Origin of the sequence: Bordetella sp. 02P26C-1 (assembly GCF_009763255.1) — a bacterium.
Classification (GTDB): domain Bacteria; phylum Pseudomonadota; class Gammaproteobacteria; order Burkholderiales; family Burkholderiaceae_B; genus Bordetella_A.
Genome location: NZ_WSJB01000018.1, coordinates 326,912 through 340,721 on the forward strand (window position 1 = coordinate 326,912; position 13,810 = coordinate 340,721).

Sequence of the window (13,810 nt, forward strand, 5' to 3'; positions counted from 1 at the left end):
CAGGCTTTCCCCCTGCTCCTGGAGACGCGAGTGGCTCGTTTCGGCTATCCCTACTATTGCGCGCGGCGTGTCACGCGACATCGCGCGCTGCCATGCTACCTGCCCGCCCTGCTGGTGGGCTTACCGGCGCTGGGGTCGCCCCTCGTGCATGCACAGACAGTTGCTACGGACACGACGTCATCATCCGATGTCGCGCAGATGCCGTCGGTCACTGTTCAGGCCGAGCCTTTGGAATCCACGCTGCAGCATCTGGAACTGCCGGTCGATATGGGTGCGCTGGGCAGTCGCAGCGCCATCGAGACGCCCTTTTCCAGCACGGTCGTGACTGCGCAACATATCGAGAGCCGGCAGATCAATAAGCTCGGCGATGTGTTCGCCCTCGATGCTTCCGTATCGGACAACAGCGCCGCCAATGGCGCATGGTCCAGTTACCTCACCGTGCGCGGACTGGCGCTGGATTGGCGCAACTCTTATCGCATCGATGGCAAGCCCTTTGTCAGCTATGTCACTACCCTGCCCTACGAGCAGATGGAACGGATCGACCTGTTAAAAGGGGCATCGGGATTTATGTACGGCTTCGGCGCGCCGGGCGGCATGCTGAACTATGTGACGAAGAAACCGCCCAGCGAGCCAGTGCGCAGCTTCACGCTGGGCTATACCTCCAAGAGCCTGTGGCGTGAATCGGTCGATCTCGGCGCACGCGTGGGCGAGGACGAGCGGTTCGGCTACCGGCTAAATGCGACCCATGAAGAAGGCAAAACCTATAACGACGGCTCGCTGTATCGCGACTCCGTCTCGCTGGCTTTGGACGCGCGGCTGACCGATAAGCTCACCTGGGATTTTCAATCGATCTACCAGGACCGTAACGCGATTGGGATGGATGCCACCATCACGACCTCCGGCATGTCGGGAACGTCGTTGCCCTCGCCTGTGCGGGCCGACAATCACAATCTGCAAGGCGAAGGCTTGTATGCCGATAACGCGTTTCGCTTTTATTCCACGGGCCTGAAATACCAACTCAATGATCAATGGAGCTTGCGGTCGCACTACACCTACAACACCACGCGCACGCGTCGCAATGAAAGCGTCTTGGCACTAACCGACAGCAGCGGGAACTACGACGACTATCGATCGGATTACGGTGAAGCGCACTCGTATAACCAGTGGGAAACCGCGGCTGAAGGCCGTTTCGATACCGGCCCGCTCAAGCACCAAGTCGTGTTTGGCGCATCGTGGCAAAAACAAAAAACCGATCTCAGCGCCAACAGCATTTATCAGCTAGAGGGCACGGGCAACCTTTACGAACCCAATCCCAACACCTATTACAGCGTAGGCCAGCTGTCGCTCTATCGCTCCGCGGACATCACGCAGAAAGCGATTTTCGCCAGCGATACCGTGGATCTGACCCATGGCTGGTCCGTTCTGGCCGGGCTGCGTTATACCGATTACGAGCAGAGAAGCTTTCTGCCCAGCGGCGACGAGGCCGCGCCCACGTATAAGAAAAACGGTGTACTGACCCCTACCGTGGCGCTGATGTTCAACTTCACGCCGCAGACCATGGCCTATGCCAGCTACATCGAATCGCTCGAGCCGGGCTCTGTGGTGGGCAATACCTATGAAAACCGAGGCGCTTTGCTCAGTCCGTTAAAGAGCAAGCAGTACGAGCTGGGCATCAAGACCGAACGCGAAGACTGGTCCGCCACCGCCGCGCTGTTTCGCATCGAAAGAAAGTCGGAATATGGGCGCGAGCTCGAATCCGGCGGACGTGAACTCGTGCAGGATGGCAAGTCGATCTATCAAGGCCTGGAGTTGGCCACTGCCGCGCGTATCGCGCGGCAGTGGCATGCGGGCGCGAGCATCATGTTGCTTGACACCGAATACAAGAGAGGCGCCGATCACACCGGCAACCGCGTCGCGGGCGCACCGCGATTCATTGCCGCCGCGCAGCTGGCCTACGATGTGCCACAGGTCCCGGGTTTACGGCTGCGGGCCGATGCGAAATACACCGGTAACGTCATGCTGGACGCGTCGAACCAGATCGAGGTGGATAACTACACCATCTTTAATATCGGGGCGACGTATGACACGCGCATCTATGGGTACAACACGACACTGCGAGCGGCGATCAACAATCTGACCGATAAACGCTATTGGCTTTATCAGTCGGAGAACTACATCAAGGCCGGCGATCCCAGAACGTTCAGCCTCAGCGCCAGCGTGGCGTTTTAACCGGGTAGATCCGATATGCCCATGCGCTGGCGCGGCGTGGCCAGCCGCGCCGCCCATGATGCCTCCGACAGATCGGTCCAACAACGGTAATATCGATGGTCGCGAGCGCGTGCGCTTGCCTTAACCTCCATCGCTATTCCCTTATGAGCCGTTTCGAAGACAACCCGTTTCTGCATTCACTAGGCGCCTCGATCGAGAGCTGGGGCGACGGCCGCGTCGTCCTGCACTTGCCGGTGCAACCGAACCATCTCAATCGTCAGGGCGCGCTGCAAGGCGGCGTGGTCAGTGCCTTGCTGGATGCTGCGTGCGGTTATGCCGGAATCGAGCAGGACAACCCTGAACGCAGCAACTCGGTCACGATCTCGCTGGCGATCAACTTCATCGGCTCGGTCAAGAGCGGCCATGTGCTGGCCATCGGCACGGTGACCGGACGCGGGCGCAAGATCTATTTCTCGCAAGCCGAAGTGCGCACGCCGGATGGTCGCGTGATCGCCACGGCACAAGGCTCGTTTAAACACGGCCGCCCGCGCGTAGAGGCGAATGCGCCCGCCGTAAGCGCCGGGACGAGCACATAAGCCACCGCGTGACCGTCTGAACATCAGCCCTCTGAAGCCAATTGCACCGCTTTGACGGCGCATCAAGGAGCCACCCTTTATGCACGATTCCATGAACGCAGTTGAACAAGCAATTCGCTCGCGCCAGAGCATCCGCAGCTTTCTGCCAGACCCGGTGCCGCCAGCCATCATTCGCCGCATTCTAGAGGCCGCCACGTACGCGCCCAGCGGCAGCAATATTCAACCCTGGCAAGTGCATGTGCTCACTGGGAAACGGCGTGATGCGCTATCGCAGGCTTTGTTGAATGCGCATCGTGCGAAAGAGCCAGAGCGCCGTGGATATCAGTATTACCCGGCAGAATGGCGCGAACCCTATCTGCAACGACGCCGCGAAACAGGTTGGGGTTTATACCAATGGTTGGGGATCGGAAAGGGTGACCGCGCGGCCGCCGACGAGCAGCGCGGGCACAACTATGAGTTCTTTGGCGCGCCCTGTGTGATGATGTTCACCATCGACGACGACATGGGAACCGGCAGTTGGTTGGACTACGGCATGTTCTTGCAGAACATCATGATCATGGCACGAGCCCTGGGGCTCGATACCTGCCCACAAGCGGCGTTAGCCAACTACCCCGATATCGTCAGGGAACACCTGGGCATCTCCGATCATCAGGTGGTGATCTGCGGCATATCGATCGGGTATCGCGACCCCGATGCCCGGGTGAACCGCTATCGCCCGTCGCGCGTCGAGGTCGACAGCTTCACGGTGTTCCACGACGATTAAGGCCCACGTATAGGGGCTTTCATGCGTGATCGGCGTTATCAAAGCATAATGTTGTCCGTTGTTTTGCCACGGCGCCCGGCCTGCCAACATAGCGGCCCGCGCCTCAACCACACACGGAAACCGTTATGCAAAGCTCCACGCCTTCTTCCGCGCCGACGCGACGCCAACCCAAATTCTCCATGGTGCGACGCGCCGGCAATCTGGTATTCGTGTCGGGCCAGATGGCGTTTGACGAGGGCTTTCGTATCGTGGGCGATGACGTCAGCACGCAAACCCGCGTGTGCCTGGAGAACATCGAACGGCACCTGCAAACGGTGGGCCTCACCGCGGGCCACATCGTCAAGACCACGGTATGGCTTACGCGCGTCGATGACTTCACCGCGTTCGATGCCGCCTATGGCGAATTCTTTGGCACGACGAAACTGCCCGCGCGCTCGACCGTGCGCGCCGATTTGATGTTGCCTGGGGCGTTAGTCGAGATCGAAGCGATTGCTCAGATCGGCGATGACGAGGGCTGACCAGCCCCATGCTGATTTTTCCAGGCCCAACGACGTTGCGTTCTTGCGGCCTAGTGCTTTGCCGCTCTTCTTATCAATGTTTGCTTAAACCGGATTTTCCATGGCAACAATAGCGACTCCCGCGCCATCCTCTCCTGAAAAGATAGCGCCTTCAGCGAAACGTCTTATCGCGGCGGCCTCGATCGGCAACGCGCTGGAATGGTTCGATCTGGTGGTGTATGGCTTTTTCGCCGCTACGATTTCGCGCCTGTTTTTTCCGAACGAAAACGAAACAGTCTCCCTGCTCATTACGCTGGGTACGTTCGGCGTATCGTTCTTCATGCGCCCGCTCGGTGCGCTGGTGCTTGGCGTATACGCCGACCGCGTGGGGCGGCGTGCCACGCTGACATTGGCGATCATGCTGATGATGCTGGGCACGCTGATGATCGCCGTCATGCCTACTTATGCCAGCATCGGTATCTGGGCGCCCATCGGCATCGTTCTCGCGCGCCTGATCCAGGGCTTTTCGGCAGGCGGTGAATTCGGTAGCGCCACGGCGTTCCTGGCCGAGCATAGCCCCAACCGTCGCGGCTTCTTCGCCAGTTGGCAGGTCGCCAGCCAAGGGCTCACCACGCTGCTTGCGGCCGGCTTTGGCGCGGGTTTGAGCGCCTGGCTCACCACCGAGCAGCTCGAGTCGTGGGGGTGGCGTGTGCCGTTTTTCTTCGGTCTGTTGATCGGTCCTGTCGCCTATTACATCCGCACGAAGATCGACGAGACGCCCGAGTTTCTCGCCGCCGAGCGTACCGAAACGCCCCTGGCCGACACGTTTACCCACCATCGCATGCGTCTGGTGCTGGCGATCGGCTCCGTCGTGCTGGGTACGGTGGCCACCTATCTCGTGCTGTACATGCCGACTTATGCGGTCAAGCAATTGGGCATCCCGTCTTCGGCTGCTTTTGCCGCGATTCTCGTCACCGGTATCGTGCAGTTCATCATTGCCCCCATCGTGGGTCATTGGTCGGACCGCCACGGTCGCACCGGCATCATGATGATCGCCGCCGTGTTGTTTATCATCGTGATGTACCCGCTATTCCTGCTGCTGAAGGCCTCGCCCACGTTCGCCACCATGATGTTGGTGCAGCTCGTGTTGGGCGTGATGCTGGCCAGCTATTTCGGCGTACTGCCGGCGTTGCTGACGGATCTCTTCCCGACGCAAACGCGCACGACCGGTATGTCGCTTGGCTATAACATCGCCGTCACGATTTTTGGTGGATTCGCGCCGTTCATCATGGCCTGGCTGATCTCGAGCAGTGGCAATATCCTGGCCCCCAGCTTTTACGTGATTTTCGCGGCGGTGGTCAGCCTGATCTCGCTGCTGGTCGTCCGTCGCCGCCTGAACCTGCGTTGATGTTGCGTTTGCATTCTGAAGAGATACCTTATGACCTCGCCTGCTGATACCTTGCCCGTTCCGGACCTTGCCGCGATTGAAACCTTGCACGCAGAGCTCCAGCACTGGATACGCACGACGCCCATGATGGCGAAGTCGGATTTCGATCCGGTACCAGGCACGGAAATCTTCTTTAAGTTTGAACTATTGCAGGCCAGCGGCACGTTCAAGGCCCGCGGCGCGTTTTCCAACTTGTTCGCCTTGGACGACACGCAGCGGCGCGCGGGAGTGACCTGCGTGTCGGCGGGCAATCATGCCGTGGCGGTGGCGTATGCGGCGATGCGGTTGCAGATTCCCGCCAAGGTCGTCATGATCAAAACCGCCAGCCCGGCACGCGTGGCGCTATGCCGACAGTATGGCGCCGAGGTCGTGCTGGCCGAAGACGGGGCCTCCGCTTTTGAAACGGTGCGGCGTATCGAAAGCGAAGAAGGCAAGTTCTTTGTTCACCCCTTTAATGGCTACCGTACCGTGCTCGGCACCGCGACGCTGGGATATGAATGGCTGCGTCAGGCGGGCGAGCTGGACGCCGTGATCGTGCCCATTGGCGGCGGCGGTCTGATGGCGGGTGTCAGCACAGCCATCAAACTCATGCAGCCGCAATGCCAGGTCATCGGCGTGGAACCCGAGGGAGCCGATGTCATGCATCGCAGCTTCGCGGCGAACGGCCCGATCAAAATGGGGCCGATGCACAGCATCGCCGATAGTCTGAGCGCCCCGCATACTGAGCAATACAGCCTCGATCTGTGTCGCAAGAACGTGGATCGTTTGGTCAGTGTGACGGACGACGCGTTGCGCGGCGCCATGCGCTTGCTTTTCGACCAGCTCAAGCTGGCGACGGAGCCGGCATGTGCGGCCGCCACGGCGGCACTGGTGGGCCCGCTAAAGGATGAATTCGCGGGCAAACGCGTGGGCGTGCTGCTGTGTGGCACCAACACCGACCCGGCGACGTTCGCCCGCCATCTGGCTTGAGGGCTGCCAGACGCATCATGGCCCTCGAAATTAAGGGGCCCATGATGCATCTGAAGAACGCTAGAACGGGTCGGCCTATTCCGGCTTGATGCCGGACTTCTCGGCCACGGCTTTCCAATTGGCCAGCTCGTCGGCGATGACCTTGCCAAATGCGGCCGAACTCATCGGTGCGGCCTCGGCGCCTTCCTTGATCAGGAACGCCTTCATCTCGTCGCTGGCAAGCGCATTATTGATCACCTGATTCAGTTTGGCCGTTACATCCGCGGGCATGCCCGCGGGGCCGATAACGCCCCACCACAAGTCCGCCGTACTGCCTTTATAGCCGGCTTCCTCCAGTGAAGGCAGATCCGGCGCCACCGGCGAACGCTGCGCTGTCGTCACGGCGAGCGCACGGACGTGGCCGCTTTTGACCTGTCCACCGATCGAGGGCGCACTGGCCACCAGCACCTGGATCTGGCCACCGATCAAATCGTTGGTCGCCGGGCCCATGCCCTTGTACGGCACGTGGGTCATCTTGACGTCGGCGGATTGGAGAAACACCTCCGTCGCAAACTGGTTGATGCTGCCGATGCCCGAGGTCCCGTAGTTCAGTTTGCCGGGATTGGCTTGGGCGTATTGGACCAGTTCCTGAATCGTTTTGAAGGGCTGGTCGTTGTTGACGGTGACCAGCAGCGGGCCTTTGGCGATCATGGCCACGGGGGTGAAGCTCTTTACCGCGTCATAGCCCAGGTTGTCCCGGATCGCCGCACCGGTGGTAAAGGTCGAGGACACCATGCCCAGCGTATAGCCATCGGGGTCGGCCTTGGACACCAGCGAATTCGCCAACACGCCGCCGCCGGACGGGCGGTTCTCGACGACCACGGATTGCTTGAGCGCGTCGCCCATATGCTTGGCAAGTGCGCGGGCAAACACATCGTTCGACCCGCCGGGCGAAGAGCCCACGATGAGCGTAATGGGTTTATCCGGGTACGTGGCCTGCGCATAGGCGCCGGCCGACAGGCACACCGCCACGGCGGCTCCTATCGCACTCAGTTTTACCGCCGAGGCCAGACTCGCCTTGAATCCCTTCATGCTTTGATCTCCTCACAAGTTGTGTCACCGCAAAGAATCATGCCTTCGGTGCGACGTGGCCGCCGACCGAAACCCGGCTCTCCAGATGTGCTGACTAACCGTTGTTGTTGTTGTTATCGCCGCGCAAGCGGCTAAGCATCAAGTACACCACAGGTGTGGTGTACAAGGTGAGAAATTGACTGACCAGCAACCCACCCACGATAGCGACGCCTAAGGGCCGACGCAACTCCCCTCCGTCACCGCCATCCAGAACCAGCGGTAACGCACCCAGCAAGGCCGCCAGATTCGTCATCAGGATGGGTCTCAAGCGCAATACCGCCGCCTGATGGACGGCCTGCGCGGCAGATATCATTTTGCGGCGTTGCAGCACGCGCGCGAAATCAACCATCAAAATCGCGTTTTTCATGACCACGCCAAACACCAGGAACAAACCAAGCAAGGCGATAAGCGTGAATTCCATCCCGGCCACCCGCAGCGCCAGCAACGCGCCTATCCCCACCGAGGGCAAAGTGGACAAGATCGTCAACGGATGCCAAGGGCTTTCGTACAACATACCCAGCACCAGATAGATCGCAGCGAGCGCACCCAGGATCAAGGTCGGCTGAGCTTGCACGGCAGTCAGAAAATCGTCGGCGCCATTTCCTAAGCGCGCCTGGATATCGGTGGGCAGCATCAATCCATTCAATGTCTGGTCCACCGCCTGCAAGCCGCGTTCAAGCGACACGCCCTCGGCCAACATGAATCCCACGTTGGTCGCGGCAAACAAGCCGATGTGCATCACATAGTCGTTGGCGAAATCCTGTTCGTAGGTCGCCAGCGCGCTCAAGGGCACGCGACGACCATCGCCCGTGATGACCTCGACCTGTTCCAACATGTCGGCACTCCGGGCGCGTTCGCCGTCGAGTTCCAACACGATCCGGTAAGGACGTGTGTGGTCGTATAGCGTCGCGATCTGACGCTGGCTAAACGAGTTGCTAAGCACCGCCGCCACCGTATTCACGTCCACGCCCAACCGTGCGGCGACCTCGCGGTCGAGTTGCACCCTTACCCGCCGCGCCGACTCATCGCCCGAGGTGACGACACCGCTGATCTCCGGCAACGCTCGCAAGGCGCTCGCGATGCGCTGCGTCCACTCTCGCAACAGCGATACATCGCTGGCCAGCACTCGCAGACCATAGCTGCCCGAGGCGCCAATTTCGATCGTCGTTATCAAGTCCTGGACCGGCGTGAGATACAACGTCGCGCCTGGCACCTGCGGCATGTTCGACTGCAGTCGCGCGATCACCGACTCCGCAGAGACACCACGCTCGGCTAGTGGCTTGAGCCGTATCATAAAGAACGCGTTGCCCACACCGAAGCTGCCGCCGTTATAGCCCACCACGTCCTGCACGGCGGGATCGTCTTGCACCAGACGGCGAAACGTGTCGATCTTGGGCTGCATCAGCGCAAACGATGCGCCTCCTTCGCCTTTAACAAAGCCCATGATGTGACCCGTATCCTGAGAGGGCAGAAAGCCCTTCGGCGCGACGATATACAAAGCGACGTTCGCGCAGATCACTGACGCCAGCACGGCCAGCATGAGCCAAGGGTGACGCAATGCGAAGCTCAGCGTGTTGCCATACGCCCGCTGTAACGCGCCGCTGAGTCGCTGGGCATGGTGCTCGTGCCGCATCCTCGCGGGTGCGCGCAGCCATCGCGCACACAGGCTCGGAATGACAGTCAAACACACCACGAGCGAGATCAGCGTTGCCGCTATCAGCGTGATGGAGAACTCCTTGAAAAGCCGCGCGGCCATGCCTCCCATGAAGAGCACCGACACGAATACGATCGCCAGCGAGACCGTCATGGCCACCAGGGTAAAGCCGACCTCGCTCGCGCCCCGAAATGCCGCGCGTGGCGGACTGAGCCCGCGCTCCAGATGCCGCGCGATGTTTTCCTGCACCACGATGGCATCATCAACGACCAGACCCGCCGAGACGATCAACGCCATCAGGGACAGGTTGTTCAGCGAGAATCCGCACAGATACATCACCGCGAATGTCGCGACCAAGGACACCACGATGGCCACACACGAAATGACGGCAACGCGGATCTGACCGACAAAGAACCACACCACTAGAACCACTAGCACCGTGGCGATACCCAAGGTCAGATGCGCCTCCCGCATTGCTGCGCGTATGCCCGGCGATCGGTCCGTTACCACGGTCAGGTTTGCCTCGCCCGGCAACATGGCGCGCAACGCAGGCAAGAGCTCATACAGCGCATCGATGGTCTCGATAATGTTTGCCTCTACCTGCCGGGTCACCACCATGATCACGGCAGGCTGCGAGTTATGAAAGCCCGCGGTATAGCGGTCCTCGACGGATTCACTGACGCGCGCGACATGACCGAGGCGCAGCGACGCCCCCTGCTCATGCTTTAACGTCAATTGCTCCAGCTCGGACGCACGGACGGGACCTTCGTCTTGCAGATCCAGCTCCCAACGTTGGCCATCTGACTGCACCGCCCCCGAGGGCGCCAGTGGCACGGCCCGGACCAGGACATCTCGCAGCTGATCCAAGGCAACGCCATAATGCGTCAAGGCCTTGGGATTCATTTGCACGCGCAGCGCAGGCATGGAGCTGCCCTGCACCTCTACGCCACCTACCCCCTGGACCTGCGACAATCTTGGTGCCAGCACCGTGGCCGCAATCTCGTAGAGCGCGGGCAATGGCAATGTCGACGAACTGAGCGAAATCGCCATGATCGAGGCACGCGCGGAGCTGCGCTTCGAATAAGTCGGGCTCTCAGGCATCCCCGCCGGCAATTCGGCTTGCGCGATATTGATCGCTGCCTGGACCGCGCGCGCCGCGTCGTTCACATCGCGATCTGCCTCGAACAGCAATTCGATCTGGGTCGCGCCCTGCGTGCTGTACGACACCATGTCTGTCACACCGGACACGCTGCTCAGTGCCCGCTCTAGCGGCGCCGCCACCGTTTTGGCCATGCTTTCCGGGCTCGCGCCCGGCAGGCTCGCGCTGACCTGGATGAGCGGAAGCTCCACCTGAGGCAAGGCCGCGACAGGGAGCAAACACCAAGCTAAGGCGCCAATCAAAAAAAGCGCCACCGCAAAACAGGTGCAAGCCACTGGCCTGCGTACACACGTGCGTAGCATCAACCGATGCCCGATTCAGATAGCACGCGCGTCAGGGAACCCTTGCGGCGCGCGCTTAATCGGCTAAAGAACAGATACACGGCCGGTGTCGTGAACAGCGTCAGCAGCTGACTGACCAGCAATCCGCCCACCATCACCCAACCTAAAGGCTGACGCCACTGCGCTCCCATACCGGTAGCCAGCATCAGCGGGATCGCGCCGATCACCGCGGCAAGCGTCGTCATCAATATGGGTCGCAGGCGTAGCAGGGCCGCCTCGCGGATGGCTTGTTCGGGCGACACACCGCGCGTGCGTTCGGCCTCCAATGCGAAATCGACCAGCATGATGCCGTTTTTTTTGACCAGACCGATCAGCAAAATAATGCCGATGACCGCGATCAGGTCCAGGGGTCGCCCCGTCAACCACAATGCCAGCAACGCCCCCATTGCGGCCGAGGGCAGCGTGGACAGGATCGTGATGGGATGGATCGTACTTTCGTACAACATGCCGAGCACCAGATACATCGTGATCACCGAAGCCAGCATCAGCCAAAGCGTGTGGTGCAGCGAGGCCTCGAATCCGGCTGCCGCGCCTTGCAATCGCAGGGCAACGCTCGCGGGCAATCCGATCCGCGTACGCGCGTCTTCGATGACACGCGCCGCCTCGCTTAACGAATGACCCGGCGCGAGGTTGAACGATACGTTCACGGAAGGAAACTGGGCCACCTGATGAATGGCCAAGGGTGAGCTGCGTTCGCTCAGGGTCGCCATCGCGGACAAGGGCACTAAGTCTCCACGCGAAGAGCGCACGGTCAAGCGGTCCAATACACGGGGGTCAGGCGCATGCCGGGCGTCGATCTCCAACACCACGCGATACTGATTCGATTGGGTAAAGAACGTGGAAATCTGGCGCTGTGCAAAGGCGCTGTAGAGCGTTTGAACAATCTCGTCCATGCTGACGCCCAGGCTCGCCGCGACATCGCGCTGCACCGACATAAAAACCTGCCGGCCCTCGCGCTGCGCATCGAGGGCCACGTCTGCCATAGCGGACTGTTGCCGTAAGTCGGTCACCAACGCGTCTGCCCACCCGTGCAACAGGGCAGTGTCAGGCGCGAATAACGTGAACTGGTATTGCCCCCGACTCACCCTGTCCTCGAGATTGAACTCCTGTACGGGCTGCAAAAACAAGCTGGTATGGGCAACCGTCGCCGCACGCGATGCCAGTCTGGCCATGATGACATCCAGCGACGCGTCACGCGACTCAAAGGGCACGAGATTGATCATCATGCGGCCACTGTTGAGCGTGGTGTTGACGCCGTCCACGCCGATAAATGACACGAGACTATGTACCGATGGGTCTTCCAGCAGTGCGCGCCCGATCGCCTGCTGACGCTGCGCCACCGTCGCGAACGCGGCATCGTCGGACGTCTGTACGATTGCCTGCAATAAGCCACTATCCTCATTGGGAAAGAAGCCTTTTGGAATGATCCAGTAAAGCAGCGCGGTCACGCCAATGGTGGCAAGCATCACCGTCAAGGTCAGGCGTTGATGCCGCAAGGTCAGGTCCAAGAGGCGCTCATATCCATGCACCAGACGGCGCATCCAAGCCGCCGTCGCAGTCGCGGCGGCGCCATGCTCCCCCAGCGGCGGCATCCAACGCGCGCACAGCATGGGAGTGAGCGTTAACGACACGGCCAGCGAGATCAGAATCGCCACGGCCAGACATACCGCGAACTCGCGAAACAGCCGGCCGACGATGTCTTGCATGAACAGCAACGGTATCAGCACCGCGATCAGCGACACGGTCAACGACACCAAGGTAAATCCAATTTGCCCGGCACCTAACAACGCTGCCTGCAAACGGCTATGTCCCTGTTCGCGATAGCGCGCGATATTCTCGAGCATCACAATCGCATCATCCACCACAAAGCCCGCGCCTATCGTGAGCGCCATGAGCGTCAGATTATTCGCCGAATAGCCCACCATATACATAACGCCGAATGTGCCTATCAGCGACAACGGCACCGCGACACTTGGAATCAAGGTGAGCGATATCTTCTTTAGAAACGCCCAGGTCACAACCACCACGAGCGCCACGGCGAGTATCAATTCGCGCTGCACGCCCTTGACCGAGGCGCGGATGCTTTGCGTGCGATCGGTCAAGACAGTCACGTCGACCGATGCTGGCATGCTGGCCGTCAGCTCGGGCAGCAATGCCTTGACGCGATCCGTCACCTCAATCACGTTGGCGTCCGGCTGCCGTTGGATATTGATGAGCACAGCGGGTTTATCGTTCACCCAAGCCGCCAGATAGCGATCTTGCGCGCCATCCTCGATGTGCGCCACTTGGCCGAGCCTGACCGGAGCACCGCCCCGCCACGCCACGATCAGGTCGCGGTACTCGTCCGCGCTTTGGAGTTGGTCGTTCAGTTCCAGTGACAACGTGCGCAATGCGCCGTCGAAGCCTCCGACGGGCAGATTGGAATTGGTCTTGCGAATGGCCGCATGCAAATCCGGCAGGGACAGCTGATACGCCGTCAGAGCCATTGGATTCACCTGTATTCGCAACGCCGGCCGCTGTCCGCCCGCCAAACTGACCATGCCGACGCCGCTCAACTGCGCCAGGCGCTGTGCCATACGCGTATCGACCAGGTCGTACACCCGCGGGACAGGCAAGGTATCCGAACTCACCGCCAGGGTGATGATCGGCACATCCGCGGGATTGACCTTGCGATACACCGGCGGCGCAGGCAGATCTGGCGGCAGCGATGCAGCGCCCGCGCTGATCGCGGCCTGCACTTCTTGTTCCGCCACGCTCAGCGGCACATCGAGCGAGAACTGCAATGTGATGAGCGACAATCCGCTCGCGCTGGTCGAAGACATTTGCTTCAGACCGGAGATCCTGCCAAATAGCCGCTCCAGCGGCGCGGTGACTGCCCGGGCCATCACGCTGGGATTCGCGCCGGGGTACTGCGTGCTGACCTGAATGACCGGGAAATCCACCTGCGGCAACGCTGCCACGGGGAGTAGCCGCCAGGCGAGCAAGCCCGAGAGCATGATGGCGAGCATCAAGAACGTCGTGGCGACGGGCCGCAGGATAAACGGACGAGACAGATTCACCGACGGC

At 60.7% G+C, this 13,810-nt stretch carries 9 protein-coding genes; 6 read left to right on the forward strand and 3 right to left on the reverse strand.

Going from position 1 to position 13,810, the window contains the following annotated elements:
- Positions 1–99 precede the first annotated feature (99 nt).
- The 6 genes from GOQ28_RS10895 to GOQ28_RS10920 all read left to right on the forward strand — a co-directional run bounded on the left by GOQ28_RS10895 (position 100) and on the right by GOQ28_RS10920 (position 6,480).
- Positions 100–2,229 carry a TonB-dependent siderophore receptor gene (locus GOQ28_RS10895; protein ID WP_442862098.1) on the forward strand — a complete coding sequence of 710 codons (2,130 nt, stop codon included), beginning with the start codon at positions 100–102 and terminating at the stop codon, positions 2,227–2,229.
- A 143-nt stretch (positions 2,230–2,372) separates the two neighbouring features.
- Positions 2,373–2,804 (forward strand): PaaI family thioesterase, encoded by a 432-nt coding sequence (locus GOQ28_RS10900; protein ID WP_236844304.1) that lies wholly within the window; start codon positions 2,373–2,375, stop codon positions 2,802–2,804.
- A 79-nt stretch (positions 2,805–2,883) separates the two neighbouring features.
- Positions 2,884–3,567, forward strand: a complete 684-nt coding sequence (locus tag GOQ28_RS10905; protein WP_160356447.1) for a nitroreductase — start codon at positions 2,884–2,886, stop codon at positions 3,565–3,567.
- A gap of 125 nt (positions 3,568–3,692) precedes the next feature.
- Positions 3,693–4,085 (forward strand): RidA family protein, encoded by a 393-nt coding sequence (locus tag GOQ28_RS10910; protein WP_236844305.1) that lies wholly within the window; start codon positions 3,693–3,695, stop codon positions 4,083–4,085.
- 100 nt (positions 4,086–4,185) lie between these two features.
- Entirely contained in the window at positions 4,186–5,472 is a 1,287-nt protein-coding gene (locus GOQ28_RS10915) for an MFS transporter (RefSeq protein WP_160356448.1), read from the forward strand.
- 30 nt (positions 5,473–5,502) lie between these two features.
- Positions 5,503–6,480, forward strand: coding sequence for a threonine/serine dehydratase (locus GOQ28_RS10920; RefSeq protein WP_160356449.1), 978 nt, complete (start codon positions 5,503–5,505; stop codon positions 6,478–6,480).
- A 75-nt stretch (positions 6,481–6,555) separates the two neighbouring features.
- Here the strand turns inward: GOQ28_RS10920 and GOQ28_RS10925 are convergent, their stop codons facing one another.
- The 3 genes from GOQ28_RS10925 to GOQ28_RS10935 all read right to left on the reverse strand — a co-directional run bounded on the left by GOQ28_RS10925 (position 6,556) and on the right by GOQ28_RS10935 (position 13,803).
- On the reverse strand, positions 6,556–7,551 hold the full coding sequence (locus GOQ28_RS10925) for a Bug family tripartite tricarboxylate transporter substrate binding protein (protein WP_160356450.1): 996 nt from the start codon (positions 7,549–7,551) through the stop codon (positions 6,556–6,558).
- A gap of 94 nt (positions 7,552–7,645) precedes the next feature.
- Positions 7,646–10,705: an efflux RND transporter permease subunit gene (locus tag GOQ28_RS10930; RefSeq protein WP_160356451.1), complete on the reverse strand. Its 3,060-nt coding sequence runs from the start codon at positions 10,703–10,705 to the stop codon at positions 7,646–7,648.
- The gene (locus GOQ28_RS10935) at positions 10,705–13,803 is read right to left on the reverse strand and encodes an efflux RND transporter permease subunit (protein ID WP_160356452.1); all 3,099 of its coding nucleotides are present in this window, start codon (positions 13,801–13,803) and stop codon (positions 10,705–10,707) included. Before GOQ28_RS10935 ends, GOQ28_RS10930 begins: the two co-directional genes overlap by 1 nt.
- Between the last annotated feature and the right edge of the window lie 7 nt (positions 13,804–13,810).

Coding starts and splice junctions, on each gene's coding strand:
- GOQ28_RS10920 (WP_160356449.1), top strand. CDS start 5,503: ATGACCTCGCCTGCTGATACCTTGCCCGTTCCGGACCTTGCCGCGATT.
- GOQ28_RS10910 (WP_236844305.1), top strand. CDS start 3,693: ATGCAAAGCTCCACGCCTTCTTCCGCGCCGACGCGACGCCAACCCAAA.
- GOQ28_RS10900 (WP_236844304.1), top strand. CDS start 2,373: ATGAGCCGTTTCGAAGACAACCCGTTTCTGCATTCACTAGGCGCCTCG.
- GOQ28_RS10930 (WP_160356451.1), bottom strand. CDS start 10,705: ATGCTACGCACGTGTGTACGCAGGCCAGTGGCTTGCACCTGTTTTGCG.
- GOQ28_RS10905 (WP_160356447.1), top strand. CDS start 2,884: ATGCACGATTCCATGAACGCAGTTGAACAAGCAATTCGCTCGCGCCAG.
- GOQ28_RS10915 (WP_160356448.1), top strand. CDS start 4,186: ATGGCAACAATAGCGACTCCCGCGCCATCCTCTCCTGAAAAGATAGCG.
- GOQ28_RS10925 (WP_160356450.1), bottom strand. CDS start 7,551: ATGAAGGGATTCAAGGCGAGTCTGGCCTCGGCGGTAAAACTGAGTGCG.